Annotated in this window: 14 protein-coding genes; 7 read left to right on the plus strand and 7 right to left on the minus strand. The window is 59.9% G+C overall.

Annotation, left to right across the window (positions count from 1 at the left end):
• Positions 1-51: 51 nt before the first annotated feature.
• From ALO80_RS01790 to ALO80_RS01810, 5 genes are all read right to left on the minus strand, one after another.
• Positions 52-1041 (minus strand): hypothetical protein, encoded by a 990-nt coding sequence (locus ALO80_RS01790; protein ID WP_055007717.1) that lies wholly within the window; start codon positions 1039-1041, stop codon positions 52-54.
• Between the two features lie 4 nt (positions 1042-1045).
• A complete protein-coding gene (gene ypfJ / locus ALO80_RS01795) occupies positions 1046-1933 on the minus strand; it encodes a KPN_02809 family neutral zinc metallopeptidase (RefSeq protein WP_055007718.1) in 888 nt (295 codons plus the stop codon).
• Between the two features lie 167 nt (positions 1934-2100).
• Positions 2101-3387, minus strand: coding sequence for an MFS transporter (locus ALO80_RS01800; RefSeq protein WP_054984795.1), 1287 nt, complete (start codon positions 3385-3387; stop codon positions 2101-2103).
• 294 nt (positions 3388-3681) lie between these two features.
• Positions 3682-4767 carry a tRNA (uridine(54)-C5)-methyltransferase TrmA gene (gene trmA / locus ALO80_RS01805; protein ID WP_055007719.1) on the minus strand — a complete coding sequence of 362 codons (1086 nt, stop codon included), beginning with the start codon at positions 4765-4767 and terminating at the stop codon, positions 3682-3684.
• Positions 4764-6059 (minus strand): NCS2 family permease, encoded by a 1296-nt coding sequence (locus ALO80_RS01810; protein ID WP_055007720.1) that lies wholly within the window; start codon positions 6057-6059, stop codon positions 4764-4766. Before ALO80_RS01810 ends, trmA begins: the two co-directional genes overlap by 4 nt.
• Before the next feature lie 265 nt (positions 6060-6324).
• On the opposite strand from ALO80_RS01810, the gene ALO80_RS01815 reads away from it, so the two are divergent.
• The 6 genes from ALO80_RS01815 (at position 6325) to ALO80_RS28835 (ending at position 13085) form a co-directional block, all read left to right on the plus strand.
• Entirely contained in the window at positions 6325-6855 is a 531-nt protein-coding gene (locus ALO80_RS01815; protein ID WP_055007721.1) for a (2Fe-2S)-binding protein, read from the plus strand.
• On the plus strand, positions 6852-7841 hold the full coding sequence (locus tag ALO80_RS01820) for an FAD binding domain-containing protein (protein WP_055007722.1): 990 nt from the start codon (positions 6852-6854) through the stop codon (positions 7839-7841). Before ALO80_RS01815 ends, ALO80_RS01820 begins: the two co-directional genes overlap by 4 nt.
• Positions 7838-10039, plus strand: a complete 2202-nt coding sequence (locus ALO80_RS01825; protein WP_055007723.1) for a xanthine dehydrogenase family protein molybdopterin-binding subunit — start codon at positions 7838-7840, stop codon at positions 10037-10039. The genes ALO80_RS01820 and ALO80_RS01825 overlap by 4 nt, the downstream gene beginning before the upstream one ends.
• A gap of 406 nt (positions 10040-10445) precedes the next feature.
• Positions 10446-11885, plus strand: a complete 1440-nt coding sequence (locus ALO80_RS01830) for a cytochrome ubiquinol oxidase subunit I (RefSeq protein WP_055007724.1) — start codon at positions 10446-10448, stop codon at positions 11883-11885.
• 3 nt (positions 11886-11888) lie between these two features.
• Positions 11889-12896, plus strand: a complete 1008-nt coding sequence (gene cydB / locus ALO80_RS01835) for a cytochrome d ubiquinol oxidase subunit II (RefSeq protein WP_054984802.1) — start codon at positions 11889-11891, stop codon at positions 12894-12896.
• A gap of 21 nt (positions 12897-12917) precedes the next feature.
• On the plus strand, positions 12918-13085 hold the full coding sequence (locus ALO80_RS28835) for a DUF2474 domain-containing protein (protein WP_061447419.1): 168 nt from the start codon (positions 12918-12920) through the stop codon (positions 13083-13085).
• An 87-nt stretch (positions 13086-13172) separates the two neighbouring features.
• On the opposite strand, the gene ALO80_RS01840 is transcribed toward ALO80_RS28835, so the two are convergent.
• Together ALO80_RS01840 and ALO80_RS28840 are read right to left on the minus strand one after the other, a co-directional pair.
• A complete protein-coding gene (locus ALO80_RS01840; RefSeq protein ID WP_055004709.1) occupies positions 13173-14297 on the minus strand; it encodes a methyltransferase in 1125 nt (374 codons plus the stop codon).
• 131 nt (positions 14298-14428) lie between these two features.
• Positions 14429-14662: a helix-turn-helix domain-containing protein gene (locus ALO80_RS28840; RefSeq protein WP_082426990.1), complete on the minus strand. Its 234-nt coding sequence runs from the start codon at positions 14660-14662 to the stop codon at positions 14429-14431.
• Positions 14663-14998: 336 nt separating this feature from the next.
• On the opposite strand from ALO80_RS28840, the gene ALO80_RS01850 reads away from it, so the two are divergent.
• Positions 14999-15775, plus strand: a complete 777-nt coding sequence (locus tag ALO80_RS01850) for a ferredoxin--NADP reductase (RefSeq protein WP_055007725.1) — start codon at positions 14999-15001, stop codon at positions 15773-15775.
• The last annotated feature ends 113 nt before the right edge of the window (positions 15776-15888 follow it).

Here is a 15888-nt window from a genome sequence, read left to right on the forward strand (position 1 = left end):
GGAGCGCAGGAATGATATTAACGTTCTGCGTCCAGCTCGAGAGTCATCCACTCAAAACGGTTTGAAAAGTACCGCCTGGCCTTCGGGCGAGGTGAAAATCCCGTCGCCGTTGTGACCGACTTTCGGCACGATCACCAGTCGTTGGTTTAGACCCTCTGGATGGCGCTTCTGCAGGTAGTTGAAGTAGTTCTGGCCACGAATCAGGCGATAGGGGCCTTGTGCTTCGGCCGCGCAGGTCTTGTCCAGTGCGGGGTGATTGCGGTCGGTGTCCAGCTCGCCCATCAGGTAGGTGATGTCGCGCTTCACATAATTCTTCTCGATATCAGCCGGCTTTTCCTTGCCTGAATAGAACGGCATCTTGTTCAGGCCGTATTTCCAGTCGTCGAAGTTCGGGCAGCTCTGCGCCGTGACCGGCTCAGGCCGTTCGGCATCGAAATAGGCGAAGGATGACGGGTTGGCGATCACGTAGCGCAGCTTCACACCTTCGCGTTGCAGCAGGGCGTCTTCCTTGCCGCCGATCATTGCGTAGCGCTGCACCACCTGCGCACCACCGGAATGCCCGGCGATAACGATTTCCTTCAGGTTAGGAAACAGCTTGCTGTCGCTCAGGCGCTTGAGGATGTGGTCCAGCACCAGAAACGAACTGACCGGTTTGGGGCCGCTTGCAGTGGCACCTTCCATCCAGCTGTTCTGGTGCCAGCGCAGGATAGACTCCGGCAAGTGATGCGCAACGATATCCTTTTCATCCAGAAATTGCGGAGCGATCAGCAGTGTTTTGCTGCGCTCTCTGGATTGATTGGCGGCACGTTCGATGCTGCGCAGGTAGGTTTGTGCATTGCGCAGACGACCGTGCAGGACGATCACCACGCGCTCGATCTTGGGCTTGGTGTGTACCCACTCCTGGCTCAGCCCGAGTGTAGCCTCTGCGCCATTGATGGCCAGGCGATCCGGGCTGATGGACGTAACCGCTTGATCCTCGGCATGCGCCCCGAGGCTCGCGAAGGCAGTGCTCAACAACAGGACCAGAAGCGGTTTAATCATGTGCTCAGAGACTCTTGGCGGCGAATGTATCGCATTGATTGATTTGGCCTTGGGCAAAGCCTGCCTTGAACCAGCGAACACGCTGTGCAGACGTCCCGTGAGTGAAAGAGTCCGGAGCGACTCGACCACTGCTTTGCTGTTGCAAGCGATCATCGCCGATAGCGTTGGCCGCGTTCAATGCCTCTTCAATATCACCCGGCTCGAGCCAGTTCAAACGATTTTGTGCGTTGTAGGCCCAAACACCTGCAAAGCAGTCCGCCTGGAGCTCCTGACGGACCAGTAAACCGTTAGCGCCTTCCATTTTCTGCCCGGCCTGACGAGCCTTGTCGACCTTGGCAGAAATGCCCAGCAGGGTCTGCACGTGGTGCCCGATTTCGTGGGCGATCACGTAAGCCTGGGCGAAGTCGCCAGCAGCGGAAAAGCGTTGCGCCATTTCGCGGAAGAAATCCATGTCCAGATAGACCTGCTGGTCAGCCGGGCAATAGAACGGGCCGGTTGCCGAGGTGGCGCGACCACAGGCCGAGTTGACCTGACCGCTGAACAGCACCAGCGTCGGGTCCTTGTACTCGCGACCGTTCTGAGCGAACACGGCGCGCCAGGTGTCTTCGGTGTCGCCGAGGATGCTACGCACGAATTCGGCTTGCTGGTCGTTGGCCGGGGGCGCCTGACGCGTTTGTGCGCTGGGTGGAGCGCTTTGCTCGGTGCCTTGCCCGGTCAACTGCCCAAGAATCTGCATCGGGTCCTGGCCAGTCAGCAGGCCGATAGCGACAATAATCACAATGCCGCCCAGACCCAGCCCCTTGCCGCCGATGCGCATGCCTCCGCCGCCACTGCTGCCGCCATCGCGCGCATCGACTACGTTGTCGCTACGTCGGCCTTTTTTCCAGAGCATGTCGGATCCCTCTTCTTGTCGTGCAATGAGTGTCGCTGCTGATACAGGTCTGCGCCAGTCCGGCGTTCCGGCCAGCATGTGCAGGATGCGAGGGTATAGAGGTGCAATGGGGCTGATTGGTTCGCGCAAGCGCAGCCCCGGTCTTGTTTTCCCGGTGTCTGACGCTGTCAGGCCTGTTTCACGGGATGTGTCTTGAGCGTGTCCGGTGGCGAGGCATCGGCAAAGCGGTCGACCTGGCGCAGTGATTTGAAACCTGCCATCCACGCGCCAACCACTCCCAGGGTGCAGACGCCACCCATGATTGCCGCAGGGATCGCGCCGACCAGCGAGGCGCTGGTGCCCGCCCGGAACTCGCCCAGCTCGTTGGAGGAGCCGATAAACAGCATGTTCACGGCGTTGACCCGACCGCGCATGTTGTCCGGCGTCGAAAACTGCACCAGCGCCGAGCGAATATAGACGCTGACCATGTCCGCGGCACCCGCAATCAGCAGCGCCAGGCATGACAGCCAGAACAGTGTCGACAGCGCAAATACCAGGTTCGCCACGCCGAACAGGCCGACGGCAAGAAACATGGTCATGCCGACGTTGCGGTCCAGCGGGCGCATGCTCAGGTAAATACCGACGCCCAGTTCACCCAGGCTCATTGACGCACGCAGCATGCCCAGCCCTTGTGGCCCGAGGTGCAACACCTCGTGGGCGTAGATCGGCAGCAGCGCCACGACACCACCGAGCAGCACGGCGAACAGGTCCAGCGAAATAGTACCGAGGATGATCGGCCGCGAGCGAATGAAGGCAATGCCTGCTGTGAACCGGCCCCATGCGCTGGAGCCCGGTTCCACCGGCTTGCCGACAAAGGGCGTGGCGACCGGCGCGAGCAGCAGGACCCCGGCGATAAACGCCGCCACGCAGACGGAATACGTCAGCTCTGCGCCGCCCAGCCAGTACAGATAGCCACCGATCAGCGGGCCGCCGACGGTCGAGCAGCGCATGATCACGCTGTTGGTGGCGATGGCCGAGGCCAGTTGGTCACGCGGGACAATCTGCGGCAACAGGCTTTGCAGGGCCGGACCGGTAAAGGCGCGGGCGCAGCCGTACAGCATCAGAGCACCGTAGATCAACCGCAGGTCCTGCAGCTTCAGCACTGAAAACACGAACAGAATGACGCCGCAGACAGCTTGCACGCCCCAACTGATCATCAGGATAACCTTGCGGTTGTAACGATCGATCAGGTCTCCGGCGGGCATCAACAGCAGCAACATGGGAATGAACTGAGCAAGACCGACATAGGCCAGCGCCATCGGCTCGCGGGTCATGTCATAGACCTGCCAGGCAACGACCACCGCCTGAATCTGCATGGCAAACACTGCCATCAGACGCGAAAGGATAAAACTGACGAAACCGGGCTGACTGGACAACTTGACCGGGGCAGAAGAAGCGGAAGACTCAGAGCTCAAGAAAGGGATCCCATCGAAGCGGCTAATTCACGTTTTCGGTTTATACCTCAGCGTATCGATAGGAAGCTAATAAATATTCTGACAGTTTCGCGGGAGGGCACGATAACCGTACGGTCGGGTAATGATCGTTCTGTTCGCTCCAGACAAGACACCTATCGTTCCTCACGCTCCCGCGTGGGAATGCCTTGTGTGACGCTCTGCGTCACAGATCTGCGCTGCGCTGCACATTCAAGACCGGACGCAGAAGAACGGCATGCGACGCGGAGCGTCGCACGGTAGTCAGTCAGATAAATCTCAGCGCCGAACCAGCAGCACCCCGGATTCCATGTGGTGGGTATACGGAAACTGATCGAACAGGGCGCAGCGTTCGACCCGATGGGTGTCGTGCAACTGGGCGATGTTGGCGGCCAGGGTTTCCGGGTTGCAGGAGATGTACAGAATCCGTTCGAAGCGGCGGGTGAGTTCGCAGGTATCAGGGTCCATGCCGGCGCGGGGCGGATCGACGAACACGCTGCCGAAATCGTAGCTTTTCAGGTCCACGCCCTGCAGACGGCGGAACGGCCGCACCTCATTCAGTGCTTCGGTCAGTTCTTCGGCCGACAGGCGCACCAGGGTGACGTTAGCCACGCCGTTGTCATCCAGATTGCTCAGCGCGGCATTGACCGAGGTCTTGCTGATTTCGGTCGCCAGTACTTTGCGCACCCGGGTGGCCAGCGGCAGGGTGAAGTTGCCGTTGCCGCAATACAGCTCCAGCAGGTCGTCCTGTCGCTCGCCGAGCGCATCAAAGGCCCAGTTGAGCATCTTGCCGTTCACGGTGCCGTTGGGCTGGGTGAACGCACCTTCCGGTTGGCGATAGCTGAACGTACGGCCAGCCACATCGAGCTTCTCGGTCACGTAATCATGGCCGATGACCAGCTTCTGACCCTTGGAACGGCCAATCAGGCTGACGTCCAGTTCGGCAGCCAACTGCTCGGCCGCAGCTTGCCAATCGGCGTCGAGCGGGCGGTGATAGCACATGGTGATCATCGCGTCGCCCGCCAGCGTGGTCAGGAAGTCCACCTGAAACAGCTTGTGGTTAAGCGTCGGGCTGGCTTCCCAGCGCTCGCGCAGCACCGGCATCAGTGCGTTGATGCGCTCGCTGGCAATCGGCAGACCGTCCAGCAGGATCGGTGTTCTGTTGTCACCCGGCGCGAACATCGCGTAATAGCGCTTCTGATCTTCACGCCACAGGCGAAACTCGGCGCGTAGCCGATAGTGTTCGCGTGGCGAGTCGAACACTTGCGGTTCTGGCGCATCGAACGGGGCCAGCAGTTCGCGCAGGCGGACGGTTTTTTCTTCGAGCTGACGGTCGTAGCTCGCAGGGTCGAAGGGAACACTCATGCGTTGAACCAGCCCAGCTTGATCACGAACAGGATCGACAGGATCACCAGCGCAGAATTCAGCTCGCGCCAGCGCCCCGACAGCAGTTTGATCGCGGTCCAGGAAATGAAGCCAAAGGCGATGCCGTTGGCAATGGAATAGGTGAACGGCATGGCCAGGGCGGTAATCACCACCGGTGCTGCAACAGTAATGTCGTCCCAGTCGATTTCAGCCATGCCGGATGCCATCAGCACCGCGACGAAGAGCAGCGCCGGGGCCGTTGCGAAGGCCGGTACGCTGCCAGCCAGCGGGGCGAAGAACAGTGCCAGCAGGAACAGCACGGCGACCACCACAGCGGTCAAACCTGTACGCCCACCGGCACTCACGCCTGCAGCTGACTCGATGTAGCTGGTGGTGGTCGAAGTGCCCAGCAGGGAACCGGCCATTGCGGCAGTACTGTCGGCAATCAGCGCACGGCCCATTTTCGGCATGTGCCCGTCCTTGCCCATCAGCCCGGCGCGTTTGGCCACACCGATCAGCGTGCCGGAGTTATCGAAGATATCCACAAACAGGAAAGCGAAGATGATGCTGACCAGGCCGACGTCCAGCGCGCCCATGATGTCCAGCTGCATGAAGGTAGGTGCCAGCGAAGGCGGCATCGATACCAGGCCGCCGAACGGCGTGAAGCCCAGCGCAATGGAGACCAGCGTCACGGCCAGAATGCCGATCAGTACGGCGCCACGCACCTTGAGATGGTCCAGCGCGACGATCAGAAAGAAACCCAGCGTGGCCAGCACCGGAGCGGGTTGCTTGAGGTCGCCCATGCCGATCATGGTGGCCGGGTTGCTGACCACGATTCCGGCGTTGTGCAGGGCAATCAGCGCCAGAAACAGACCGATACCAGCGGCGATGGCCGAGCGCAGGGGCAGGGGGATGCTGTTGATGATCCATTCGCGGATGCGGAAGATCGACAGAATGAAGAACATCACCGCCGAGATGAACACGGCCCCCAGCGCAACCTGCGAGGTATGGCCCATGTGCAGGACCACGGTGTAGGTAAAGAAGGCGTTCAGGCCCATGCCCGGCGCGAGCGCGATCGGGTAGTTGGCGATCAGGCCCATGACCGTCGAGCCAATGGCCGCGGCCAGACAGGTGGCGACGAACACCGCGCCCTTGTCCATGCCGGTTTCGCCAAGGATGCTCGGGTTGACGAACAGGATGTAAGCCATCGCCAGGAAAGTCGTGACGCCCGCAAGAATCTCGGTCCGCACGTTGGTGTTATGTGCCTTGAGTTGAAACAGCCTTTCCAGCATGTCTGGCTCTCCGTGACGCGGCGTGCGTCGTGAATGATCGACTCCAACAGCAAAGCACAGACTGCGAGGCAGCCCGTCTGACTTGCGGCGGGTCGGAAAAAGCCGCGCATCATACCAGCAGCTTGCCGGGATGGCTGCCTGTGGATGAGTGCCTTTTGATCATCTGCACGCTCATCCATAAAGCGTGAACGTTGCAAACCTCGCGAAGTCCCACCCCTTAAGACGCATAAAAGTGCGCTAAGTGAGTACCTACCGTGAGGTTTCCATGAGTGCAACGACCCCGAACCCCCAGGACTTCGCGACCCATGCGATTTCCCTGACCCTGAACGGCCAGCCACGCCAGCTGGACGTGCTGCCCTGGACCACCTTGCTGGATCTGTTACGTGATCAGCTTGATCTGGTGGGCACCAAGAAAGGCTGCGACCACGGCCAGTGTGGTGCGTGTACCGTACTGCGCGATGGCACGCGCATCAATGCCTGCCTGACGTTGGCGATCATGTGCGACGGTGCCGAGCTGATCACCATCGAAGGCCTTGCCGACGGCGACACGTTGCATCCGATGCAGCAGGCGTTCATCAAGAACGATGCGTTCCAGTGCGGCTATTGCACCCCCGGGCAGATCTGCTCGGCCGTAGGGCTGGCCAACGAAGGGCGCGCCAGTACGCGTGCCGAGATTCAGGAACTGATGAGCGGTAATCTGTGCCGCTGCGGTGCGTACAGCAACATCCTGGCCGCTGTCGAAGAGGCCTTGCCACAGTTTCACAATGCGGCAGCCAAGCCGGAGGTGAACGCATGAACCCGTTTACCTACAGCAAGCCGACCGATGTCAGCGCCGCCGTCAACCTGAGCGGGCCTGCCACACGTTTCATCGCGGGTGGCACTAACCTGCTCGACCTGATGAAAGAAAACGTCGCTACGCCGGAACACTTGATCGATATCACAGGCCTGCCGTTGAGAGACGTCAGCGAAACGGCTTCTGGCGGGCTGATGATCGGTGCGCTGGTCAGTAACGCCGATCTGGCTTACCACCCGCTGATCGAGGCGCGTTATCCGCTGCTGAGCAAAGCCGTGCTGGCCGGTGCCTCGCCGCAACTGCGCAACATGGCCAGCACCGGTGGCAACCTGCTGCAACGCACCCGGTGCTACTACTTCTACGACACCGGTGTGCCGTGCAACAAGCGTGAGCCTGGCAGCGGCTGCCCGGCGCGTGAAGGTCTGAATCGCATTCACGCGATCCTGGGTGCCAGTGACGACTGTGTCGCCACTCATCCGTCTGACATGTGCGTGGCGCTGGCTGCGCTGGAAGCCGTGGTGCATGTCGAAGGACGCGCCGGTCGCCGCACCATCGAATTCGCGGATTTCCACCGCCTGCCGGGCGACGCGCCGCAACGTGACAATCAACTGGCCGATGACGAGTTGATCATCGCGGTCGAGCTGCCGGCACAGGGCTTCGTCAGCCACAACGCTTACCTGAAAATCCGTGACCGCGCGTCTTATGCGTTTGCCCTGGTATCGGTCGCGGCTGCAATCGAACTGGACGGTGAGGTGATACGTGACGTGCGTCTGGCGCTGGGCGGTGTCGCGCACAAGCCGTGGCGCGACAAGGCGGTCGAGGCGTTGTTGATCGGCAAACCGGTCACTCGCGAGAACTTCGCCGCTGCGGCTGACGCCATGCTTGAAGACGCGCAGCCCCTTGAGCATAACGGTTTCAAAGTCAGGTTGGCCCGCCGCGCGATTATTCGTGCCCTGAGCGATGCCGCAACAGGAGGGAGTGCTCAATGAATCAGCCATTTTCGCCATTGGGCAAGCCAGTGGACCGCGTCGACGGTCGACTGAAAGTGACAGGCGGTGCGCGTTACGCCGGTGAGTACCCTGAAGAAGGCCTGCTGTATGGCAGCGTGGTCTCCAGCACGATCGCCAATGGCCGCGTTGTCAGCATCGATACCCGAGAAGCATTGAAGGTGCCGGGCGTCGTTGCCGTTATCGACCACACCAATCGGCCCTCGCTGGCCAGCTACGACGAGAATTACGAAGACGCCGATTCGGCCGACGGTTCGCCGTTTCGCCCTTTCTATAACGACAATGTGATGTACAGCGGCCAGCCACTTGCGCTGGTCGTCGCCGATACGCTGGAGCTGGCGCGGCATGCGGGCTCGCTGGTGCGTATCGAATACGAGCAGCAGGCGCACGAGACTGACCTGCAGACGATGCTCGACACGGCGTACGACGCGCCTGCCGAACTGCCGCCTGCGCGTGGCAACTTCGAAGGTGAGCTGGCGAGTTCGGCGTTGAGCGTCGATGTGACGTACAGCACGCCCAGCGAATACCACAATCCTATGGAGCCGCATGCTTCGACCGTGCTGTACCAGGCTGACGGCAGTTTGCAGATTCATGACAAGACGCAGGGCACGCAGAACTGTCAGGACTATCTGCACAAGATCTTCGGTCTGGAAAAGGACAGGATTCGCGTGCTGGCTGCCTTTGTCGGGGGCGCCTTCGGTTCAGGCCTGCGCCCGCAATACCAGTTGCCGCTGGCGGTGATGGCGGCATTGCATCTGAAACGCTCGGTGCGCCTGACCCTGACGCGGCAACAGATGTTCACTTTCGGCTATCGCCCTCGCACCATTCAGCGTCTGCGCCTGGGCGCTGCTGCCAACGGCCGTCTGCTGGCTGTGGGCCACGAAGCCATTGGCCAGACGTCACGTTTCGAGGACTTCAGCGAGCACGTTGTGGAATGGAGCGGCATGCTTTACCACTGTGACAACGTGCAGTTGACCTACAAGCTGGTGCCGCTGGATGTGTTCACGCCTTTGGACATGCGTGCCCCGGGTGCCGCGCTGGGCATGATCGGTCTGGAATGCGTCATGGATGAGCTGGCCTGCGCACTGGCCATCGACCCGGTGCGTCTGCGTCTGACCAATTACGCTGAGCGCAATGGTAACGAGGACAAGCCATATTCCAGCAAAGAGTTGCGCGAGTGCTACAAACAGGGAGCCGAGCGCTTTGGTTGGGACAGTCGCAACCCGGAGCCGCGCAGCATGCGTCAAGGCCGCCAGTTGGTGGGTTGGGGCATGGCGGGCGGTGTCTGGGAAGCCATGCAGATGAAAGCCAGCGCCAAGGCGCGTCTTGAAGCGGATGGCAGCCTGGTGGTCAGTAGCGCCACCACGGACATCGGCACCGGTACGTATACCGTCATGACGCAGATCGCCGCCGAAGCCTCGGGTATCGAGGTAGAGAATGTCACCTTCCTGCTGGGGGACTCTTCGCTGCCGACCGCGCCTTTGCAGGGCGGCTCCTTTACGGTCTCCTCAGTCGGCACCGCGGTCCAGCAGGCGTGTCAGGCCTTGCAGCGTCAGGTACTGGAAGTGGCCAAGGGTCTGCACCCACAGTTTGCATCAGCCACGCCGGACGACGTTCGTTTCGAAGCAGGCAGGCTGTATGTGGGCGACCAGGCGCTGTCGATGGCGGAGCTGGCAGCGTCCCAGGCCAACGGCGTGATCGAGGTGCAGGTTGACGCCGAACCCGACAAGAAGCGTGAAGCCTATGCAGCTGCGACGCACTCGGCGGTGTTCGTCGAAGTGCTGGTCGACGAGGACCTGGGCACAATCAAGGTCAATCGGGTGGTCAGCGCTGTAGCCGCGGGTCGGGTAGTGAACCCGAAAATGGCACGCAGCCAGATTCTGGGCGGCGTTGTATGGGGAATGGGCATGGCGCTTCAGGAAGAAGCCATGCTTGACCACACGCTGGGTCGTCCGATGAACCACAGCCTGGCCGAATACCACATTCCGGTTAACGCCGACATCGGGGACATTGACGTGCTGTTCGTCGAAGAAAACGATGACATCGTCAACGCGCTGGGTTCCAAGGGCGTCGGCGAAATCGGCATTGTGGGTGTGCCGGCAGCGATTGCCAACGCCATCTACCACGCTACCGGCAAACGGATACGCGAGTTTCCGATCACGCTGGACAAGCTGTTGTAACCGCGCGCGCAAATCCAACTGTTTATCGTGCCAACGCTCTGCGTTGGCATGCGGTTCTGGACGCTCTGCGTCCTCTTGCGTAGGTGGAGCGGCGCAGGTGTGACGCAGAGCGTCACGAACGGCATTCCCACGCTGGAGCGTGAGGAACGATAGGCGTCTGCAAGTGCTCTACCGGTGAGACAACTCGCCACGCGACAAAAGACCACACGACTTCAACGGCTGAACAGGACTACTCTTTCATGGTCGATTGATCTGCATCATTGCATTAAGGCAGTGATCAGTGCGTCGACCAGCGTTTTCGCCATTGCGAACGCCAGAATAAAGAAACATAAGCACTCATTACCGTGGGGGCAATCGCTGTTGGCTCGCTGCCGACAGCAGGTTTCATCTGAGAGAGGAACATCTTATGTTCGGTTTAGAGGCTATAGATCTCGCCCGAATCCAGTTCGCATTCACCATTTCGTTTCATATCCTGTTTCCTGCCATCACCATTGGTCTGGCAAGTTACCTGGCTGTGCTCGAAGGGCTGTGGCTGAAGACCCGCGATGACGTCTACCGTGACCTGTACCATTTCTGGTCGAAGATCTTTGCCGTCAACTTCGGCATGGGCGTGGTCTCCGGGCTGGTCATGGCCTATCAGTTCGGCACCAACTGGAGTCGCTTCTCCGATTTTGCAGGTGCTGTCACCGGCCCGCTGCTGACCTACGAAGTGCTGACCGCGTTCTTCCTTGAAGCAGGCTTTCTCGGGGTGATGCTGTTCGGCTGGAACCGGGTCGGGCGCAAGCTGCACTTCTTCTCCACGGTGATGGTTGCCATCGGTACGCTCATCTCGACGTTCTGGATTCTGTCGTCCAACAGCTGGATGCAGACACCACAAGGTTTTGAAATCATTGACGGTCGTGTCATTCCGACCGACTGGTTCGCGGTGGTTTTCAACCCTTCGTTCCCTTATCGCCTGACGCACATGGCAATCGCCGCGTTCGTGGCTACGGCCTTTTTTGTCGGCTCGTCGGCGGCCTGGCATCTGTTGCGAGGTCGAGACACGCCCGCCGTGCGCAAAATGCTCTCGATGGCCATGTGGATGGCACTGCTGGTGGCCCCGATTCAGGCGGTTGTCGGCGACTTTCATGGTCTTAACACGCTCAAGCATCAGCCTGCGAAGATTGCCGCCATTGAAGGCCATTGGGAAAACATCGGTGACGAACCGACTCCGCTGATCCTGTTCGGCATTCCCGACATGAAGGAAGAGCGCACCAGGTTCGCGGTGGAAATTCCGTACCTGGGCAGCCTGATCCTGACCCATAGTCTGGACAAGCAAGTGCCGGCGCTCAAGGAGTTCAAACTCGAGGACCGCCCCAACTCGCTGATCGTGTTCTGGTCGTTCCGGGTCATGGTTGCTCTCGGCATGCTGATGATCTTTACCGGCCTGTGGAGCCTTTGGCTGCGCAAGCGCGGCACGCTGTATAACTCGCGTCCGTTCCTGTACCTGGCGCTATGGATGGGGCCGTCCGGCTTGATCGCCATTCTCGCCGGCTGGTTCACCACCGAAATCGGCCGTCAGCCCTGGGTGGTCTACGGCTTGATGCGCACCGCCGATGCTTCTTCCGGACACAGTGTGGCGCAGATGAGCATTACCCTGGTGCTGTTCGTGGTTGTCTACTTCGTGCTGTTCGGCGCAGGTCTTGGTTACATGATGCGCCTGGTTCGCAAGGGGCCCAAAGCCTACGTCGAACATGTGCCGCACGGTGGCCCCGGCCAGCAACGCACACCGGCCCGTCCGCTCTCCGCTGCTGTTGAAGGCGAAGAAGATGGCGACAATCTTGACCGTCTCGGCAAGGGGATTTAAGCCATGGGTATCGATCTTCCGCTGATCTGGGCCATCATCATCGTCTTCGGCATCATGATGTACGTGGTGATGGATGGCTTCGATCTGGGTATCGGGATTCTCTTCCCGTTTATGAAAGACAGTTCCGACCGTGACGTGATGATGAACACCGTCGCACCGGTCTGGGACGGCAACGAGACCTGGCTGGTACTGGGCGGCGCAGCGCTGTTCGGTGCTTTCCCGCTGGCGTACTCGGTGGTTTTGTCTGCGCTGTACCTGCCGCTGATGTTCATGCTCATGGGCCTGATCTTTCGCGGTGTGGCGTTCGAATTCCGCTTCAAGGCGACGGAAGAAAAACGCCACCTGTGGGACAAGGCTTTCATCGGCGGTTCGCTGGCGGCAACCTTCTTTCAAGGTGTGGCACTGGGGGCTTTCATTGAGGGCATTCCGGTAGTCGACCGCCAGTTTGCGGGCGGTTCGCTGGACTGGCTTGCGCCGTTCCCGATGTTCTGTGGCCTGGCCTTGATCGTCGCCTATGCGCTGCTCGGCTGCACCTGGCTGATCATGAAAACCGAAGGGTCGTTGCAGAAGGCGATGCACGATCTGGCCCGTCCTCTGGCCCTTGCCGTACTCGCGGTGATGGGCGTGGTCAGTCTGTGGACACCGCTGGCCCATGCGGACATTGCGCATCGCTGGTTCAGCATGCCCAATCTGTTGTGGTTCATGCCGGTGCCGGTTCTGGTGCTGGTGACCATGTACGGGCTGTTCAAGGCTGTCGCCCGTAATGCGCACTACACGCCTTTCCTGCTGACCCTGTTGCTGATCTTTCTGGGTTACAGCGGGCTGGGCATCAGCCTGTGGCCAAACATCATTCCGCCGTCGGTATCGATCTGGGCAGCCGCCGCGCCGCCGCAGAGCCAGGGTTTCATGCTGGTCGGCACGCTGTTCATCATTCCGTTCATCCTGGGCTACACCTTCTGGAGCTACTACGTTTTCCGCGGCAAGGTGACAGCCGCAGACGGTTATCACTAGTCCGAACCGAGGAGATTGGCGATGTCTGGTAAAAATCCCATGCACGATCCCGATCCAGCCCTGAGCAAACCGCTCTGGCAACGACTGGCCTGGCTGGTCGGTATCTGGGCGGGCAGTGTCTTCGCGCTGTTCATCGTGGCCAGCCTGATGCGCATGTTCATGAGCGCTGCGGGCCTGACGACGCATTGATTCTGAATTCCCGTTCGTGTCCCCGGACACGTTTTGCGACCCTCTTGCCGCCAGTGGTGACAAGAGGGTCTTTTTTGGCGCCGTAGATTATTTGCGCGCTTTCAGAATCACGAATTTCGGAGTGGCCGCGACCTGCTCGACGCCCCGGAACAGACGCGACAGCTTGGTGTGATAACCCAGGTGGCGATTGCCGACGATGTACAGCGCACCGCCTGTCACCAGTGCGGCACGGGCCTGGAGGAACATGCGCCAGGCGAGAAAGTCACCCACCACCTGCTGCTGGTGGAAGGGTGGGTTGCACAGCACCACGTCCAGCGAGTCGGGCTCCTGCGTGTCCAGCCCGTCAGCCGCCCGAACGACCACCTCGCGCTCGCCCAGTGTTGCGCGCCAGTTTTCGGCTGCCGACTGCACGGCCATGAACGACTCGTCGACCAGCGTGTACTGCGCCTGTGGGTTGTCCAGCGCACTGGCAATGGCCAGCACCCCGTTGCCGCACCCCAAGTCTGCGACTCTTGCTGTGCCGAGGTTTTTCGGCAGATAAGGCAGGAATGCACGAGTGCCGATGTCCAGTCCGTCCCGGCAGAACACGTTGGCGTGGTTGAGCAGTTCGATGGCCGGCTCGTCCAGACGGTAACGGGTCGGATAAGGTGAAAGGCGCACCTCTCTGGTCTGCGGCGTGGCGAACAGCAGTCGGGCTTTTTTCACCGCCAGTGACGCTTGCACCGGCCCCACATACTCCTCCAGCAAGTCGCCGGCCGAGCGTGGCAAATGCTTGACCATGGCTGCTGCGATAACCCGCGCACCGGGGGCCAACTGACCTTGCAGACGTATCAACTGCTCTTCCAGCAACGCCAGGGTCTTCGGGACCCGGATCAACACCCAGTCAAAAGGCCCGTTCAACGGCTCGCTGGCTGGAATGTGCGGCACTGCGTCGTAACTCATGCCGTTGCGCGCCAGGTTCTTTTCCAGACCTTGCGCAGCCAGGAACGAGTCGCTGCTGCTGATCACGGTGGCATGGGGTGCCAGGCTCGCAGCCAGCGCGCCAAAACTGTCATTGAGCACCAGAACCCGGCTTTGCAGGCTCAGGCCCGTTTCTGCAACATGATTGAGCAGGTACTCGTCAGCGGCATCGAATGCCTGCAGCGGCTCATCCTGTTGCTCGGGCTGGCGAATGAGATCAAGTTCAGCGAAGGGACTGATGAGCAGGGGCATTGGCGGGAGAACTCTGTGCAATCGAAGGTATGTCAGTGAGCCCGATGATGGGTGGGCTCGCTGAGGCAGACGATTTTACGTATTTTTTTGCTTCGATACCTGTTTGATTGCAGTCTGACTGACGGCTTCAGTCAGAACATGCCGCTTAGCGCGGCCTGGACCGCAGCAGCGGTCTTGTTGCAGACCCCCATTTTTTGAATGGCGCTGGCAATATGGAAGTGAATGGTGCGCTCCTTCAGGCAGAGAATCATTGCAATGTCGCCAGCTGTCTTGCCTTCGGCAGACCACTTGAGGACTTCTATTTCTCTCTGAGTCAGGCTTTTTGCTGGCGAGGGCTGCGAAAACTTTATGTCCATTGTGTTCATGTGGCCTCCTTGCATGACGTATACAGACCTTGCTGTTCGTTTATCCAGTCTAGGAACAAATACACGGCAATCTGCGCTTTGGAGGGGCACCCGGACGGATGGGCTGATGGCACTTGGCAATGCGTTATCGGCCTTTTGGCTGGAACGCCTGTGCAAGAGAGGTCGAGACAATTTGCCCTGTTCATGTTCGATCATGCATTGGCTGATTCAAGAACCAAATACTCTAAGTCGCAGGGCAGGCCGCCGGGTAATTCAACACAAACAGCCAGTGTTTATCGAGCCCGCTTTGCGGGACACTGAGTTCTGCTTTTCATATTCGGGAGTTCAAAGCACACCATGACCGTCAGTGATGACAAATTCACCCTACAGACATTGCAGCGTGTCACGCCGCTGACCACGAGTCTGTTCACTCTGCGCACCACACGTGATCCCGGCTTTCGCTTTCGGGCAGGGCAGTTTGCGCGCCTCGGTGTGACCAAAGCCGACGGCACCACGGTATGGCGTGCCTACTCGATGGTTTCATCACCGCACGACGAGTTTCTGGAGTTCTTTTCCATCGTGGTGCCGGACGGCGAATTCACCAGCGAATTGAGTCGGCTGCGTGAAGGTGACGAACTGATGGTGGAAAAGCAGGCATTTGGTTACCTGACCCTGGACCGCTTTGTCGACGGACGCGATCTGTGGTTGTTGTCCACCGGTACGGGAGTCGCCCCGTTTCTGTCGATCCTGCAGGATTTCGAGGTCTGGGAGAAGTTCGAGCGGGTCATTCTGGTATACAGCGTCCGTGAGTCACGCGAGCTGGCCTATCAGCAACTGATTGGCGAACTGATGCAGCGTGAATACCTGGTCGAATACGCGGACAAGTTTCTGTTCCTACCGACTGTGACCCGCGAACAGCATCCCGGTGCACTGAATGGCCGCATTACACAGTTGATTGAAAACGGGGAGCTTGAGCGCGCGGCAGGTATCGCACTGACACCGGAGCATTCGCGGGTGATGCTGTGCGGTAATCCGCAGATGATTGACGACACTCGTGCATTGCTCAAGCAGCGTGACATGCGCCTGAGCCTGTCACGCAAGCCGGGGCAGGTTGCGGTTGAGACGTATTGGTAGAGGGGGATGGCAGGCCCGTCTGTGTCACACGGCGGTTTTGTGGTGTGAGGGGGATTGGGGGTCGACTCAGATTGTCGTTCCCACGCTCTGCGTTGGCATGCAGTTCGTGACGC

Origin of the sequence: Pseudomonas caricapapayae, assembly GCF_001400735.1 — a bacterium.
Lineage (GTDB): Bacteria > Pseudomonadota > Gammaproteobacteria > Pseudomonadales > Pseudomonadaceae > Aquipseudomonas > Aquipseudomonas caricapapayae.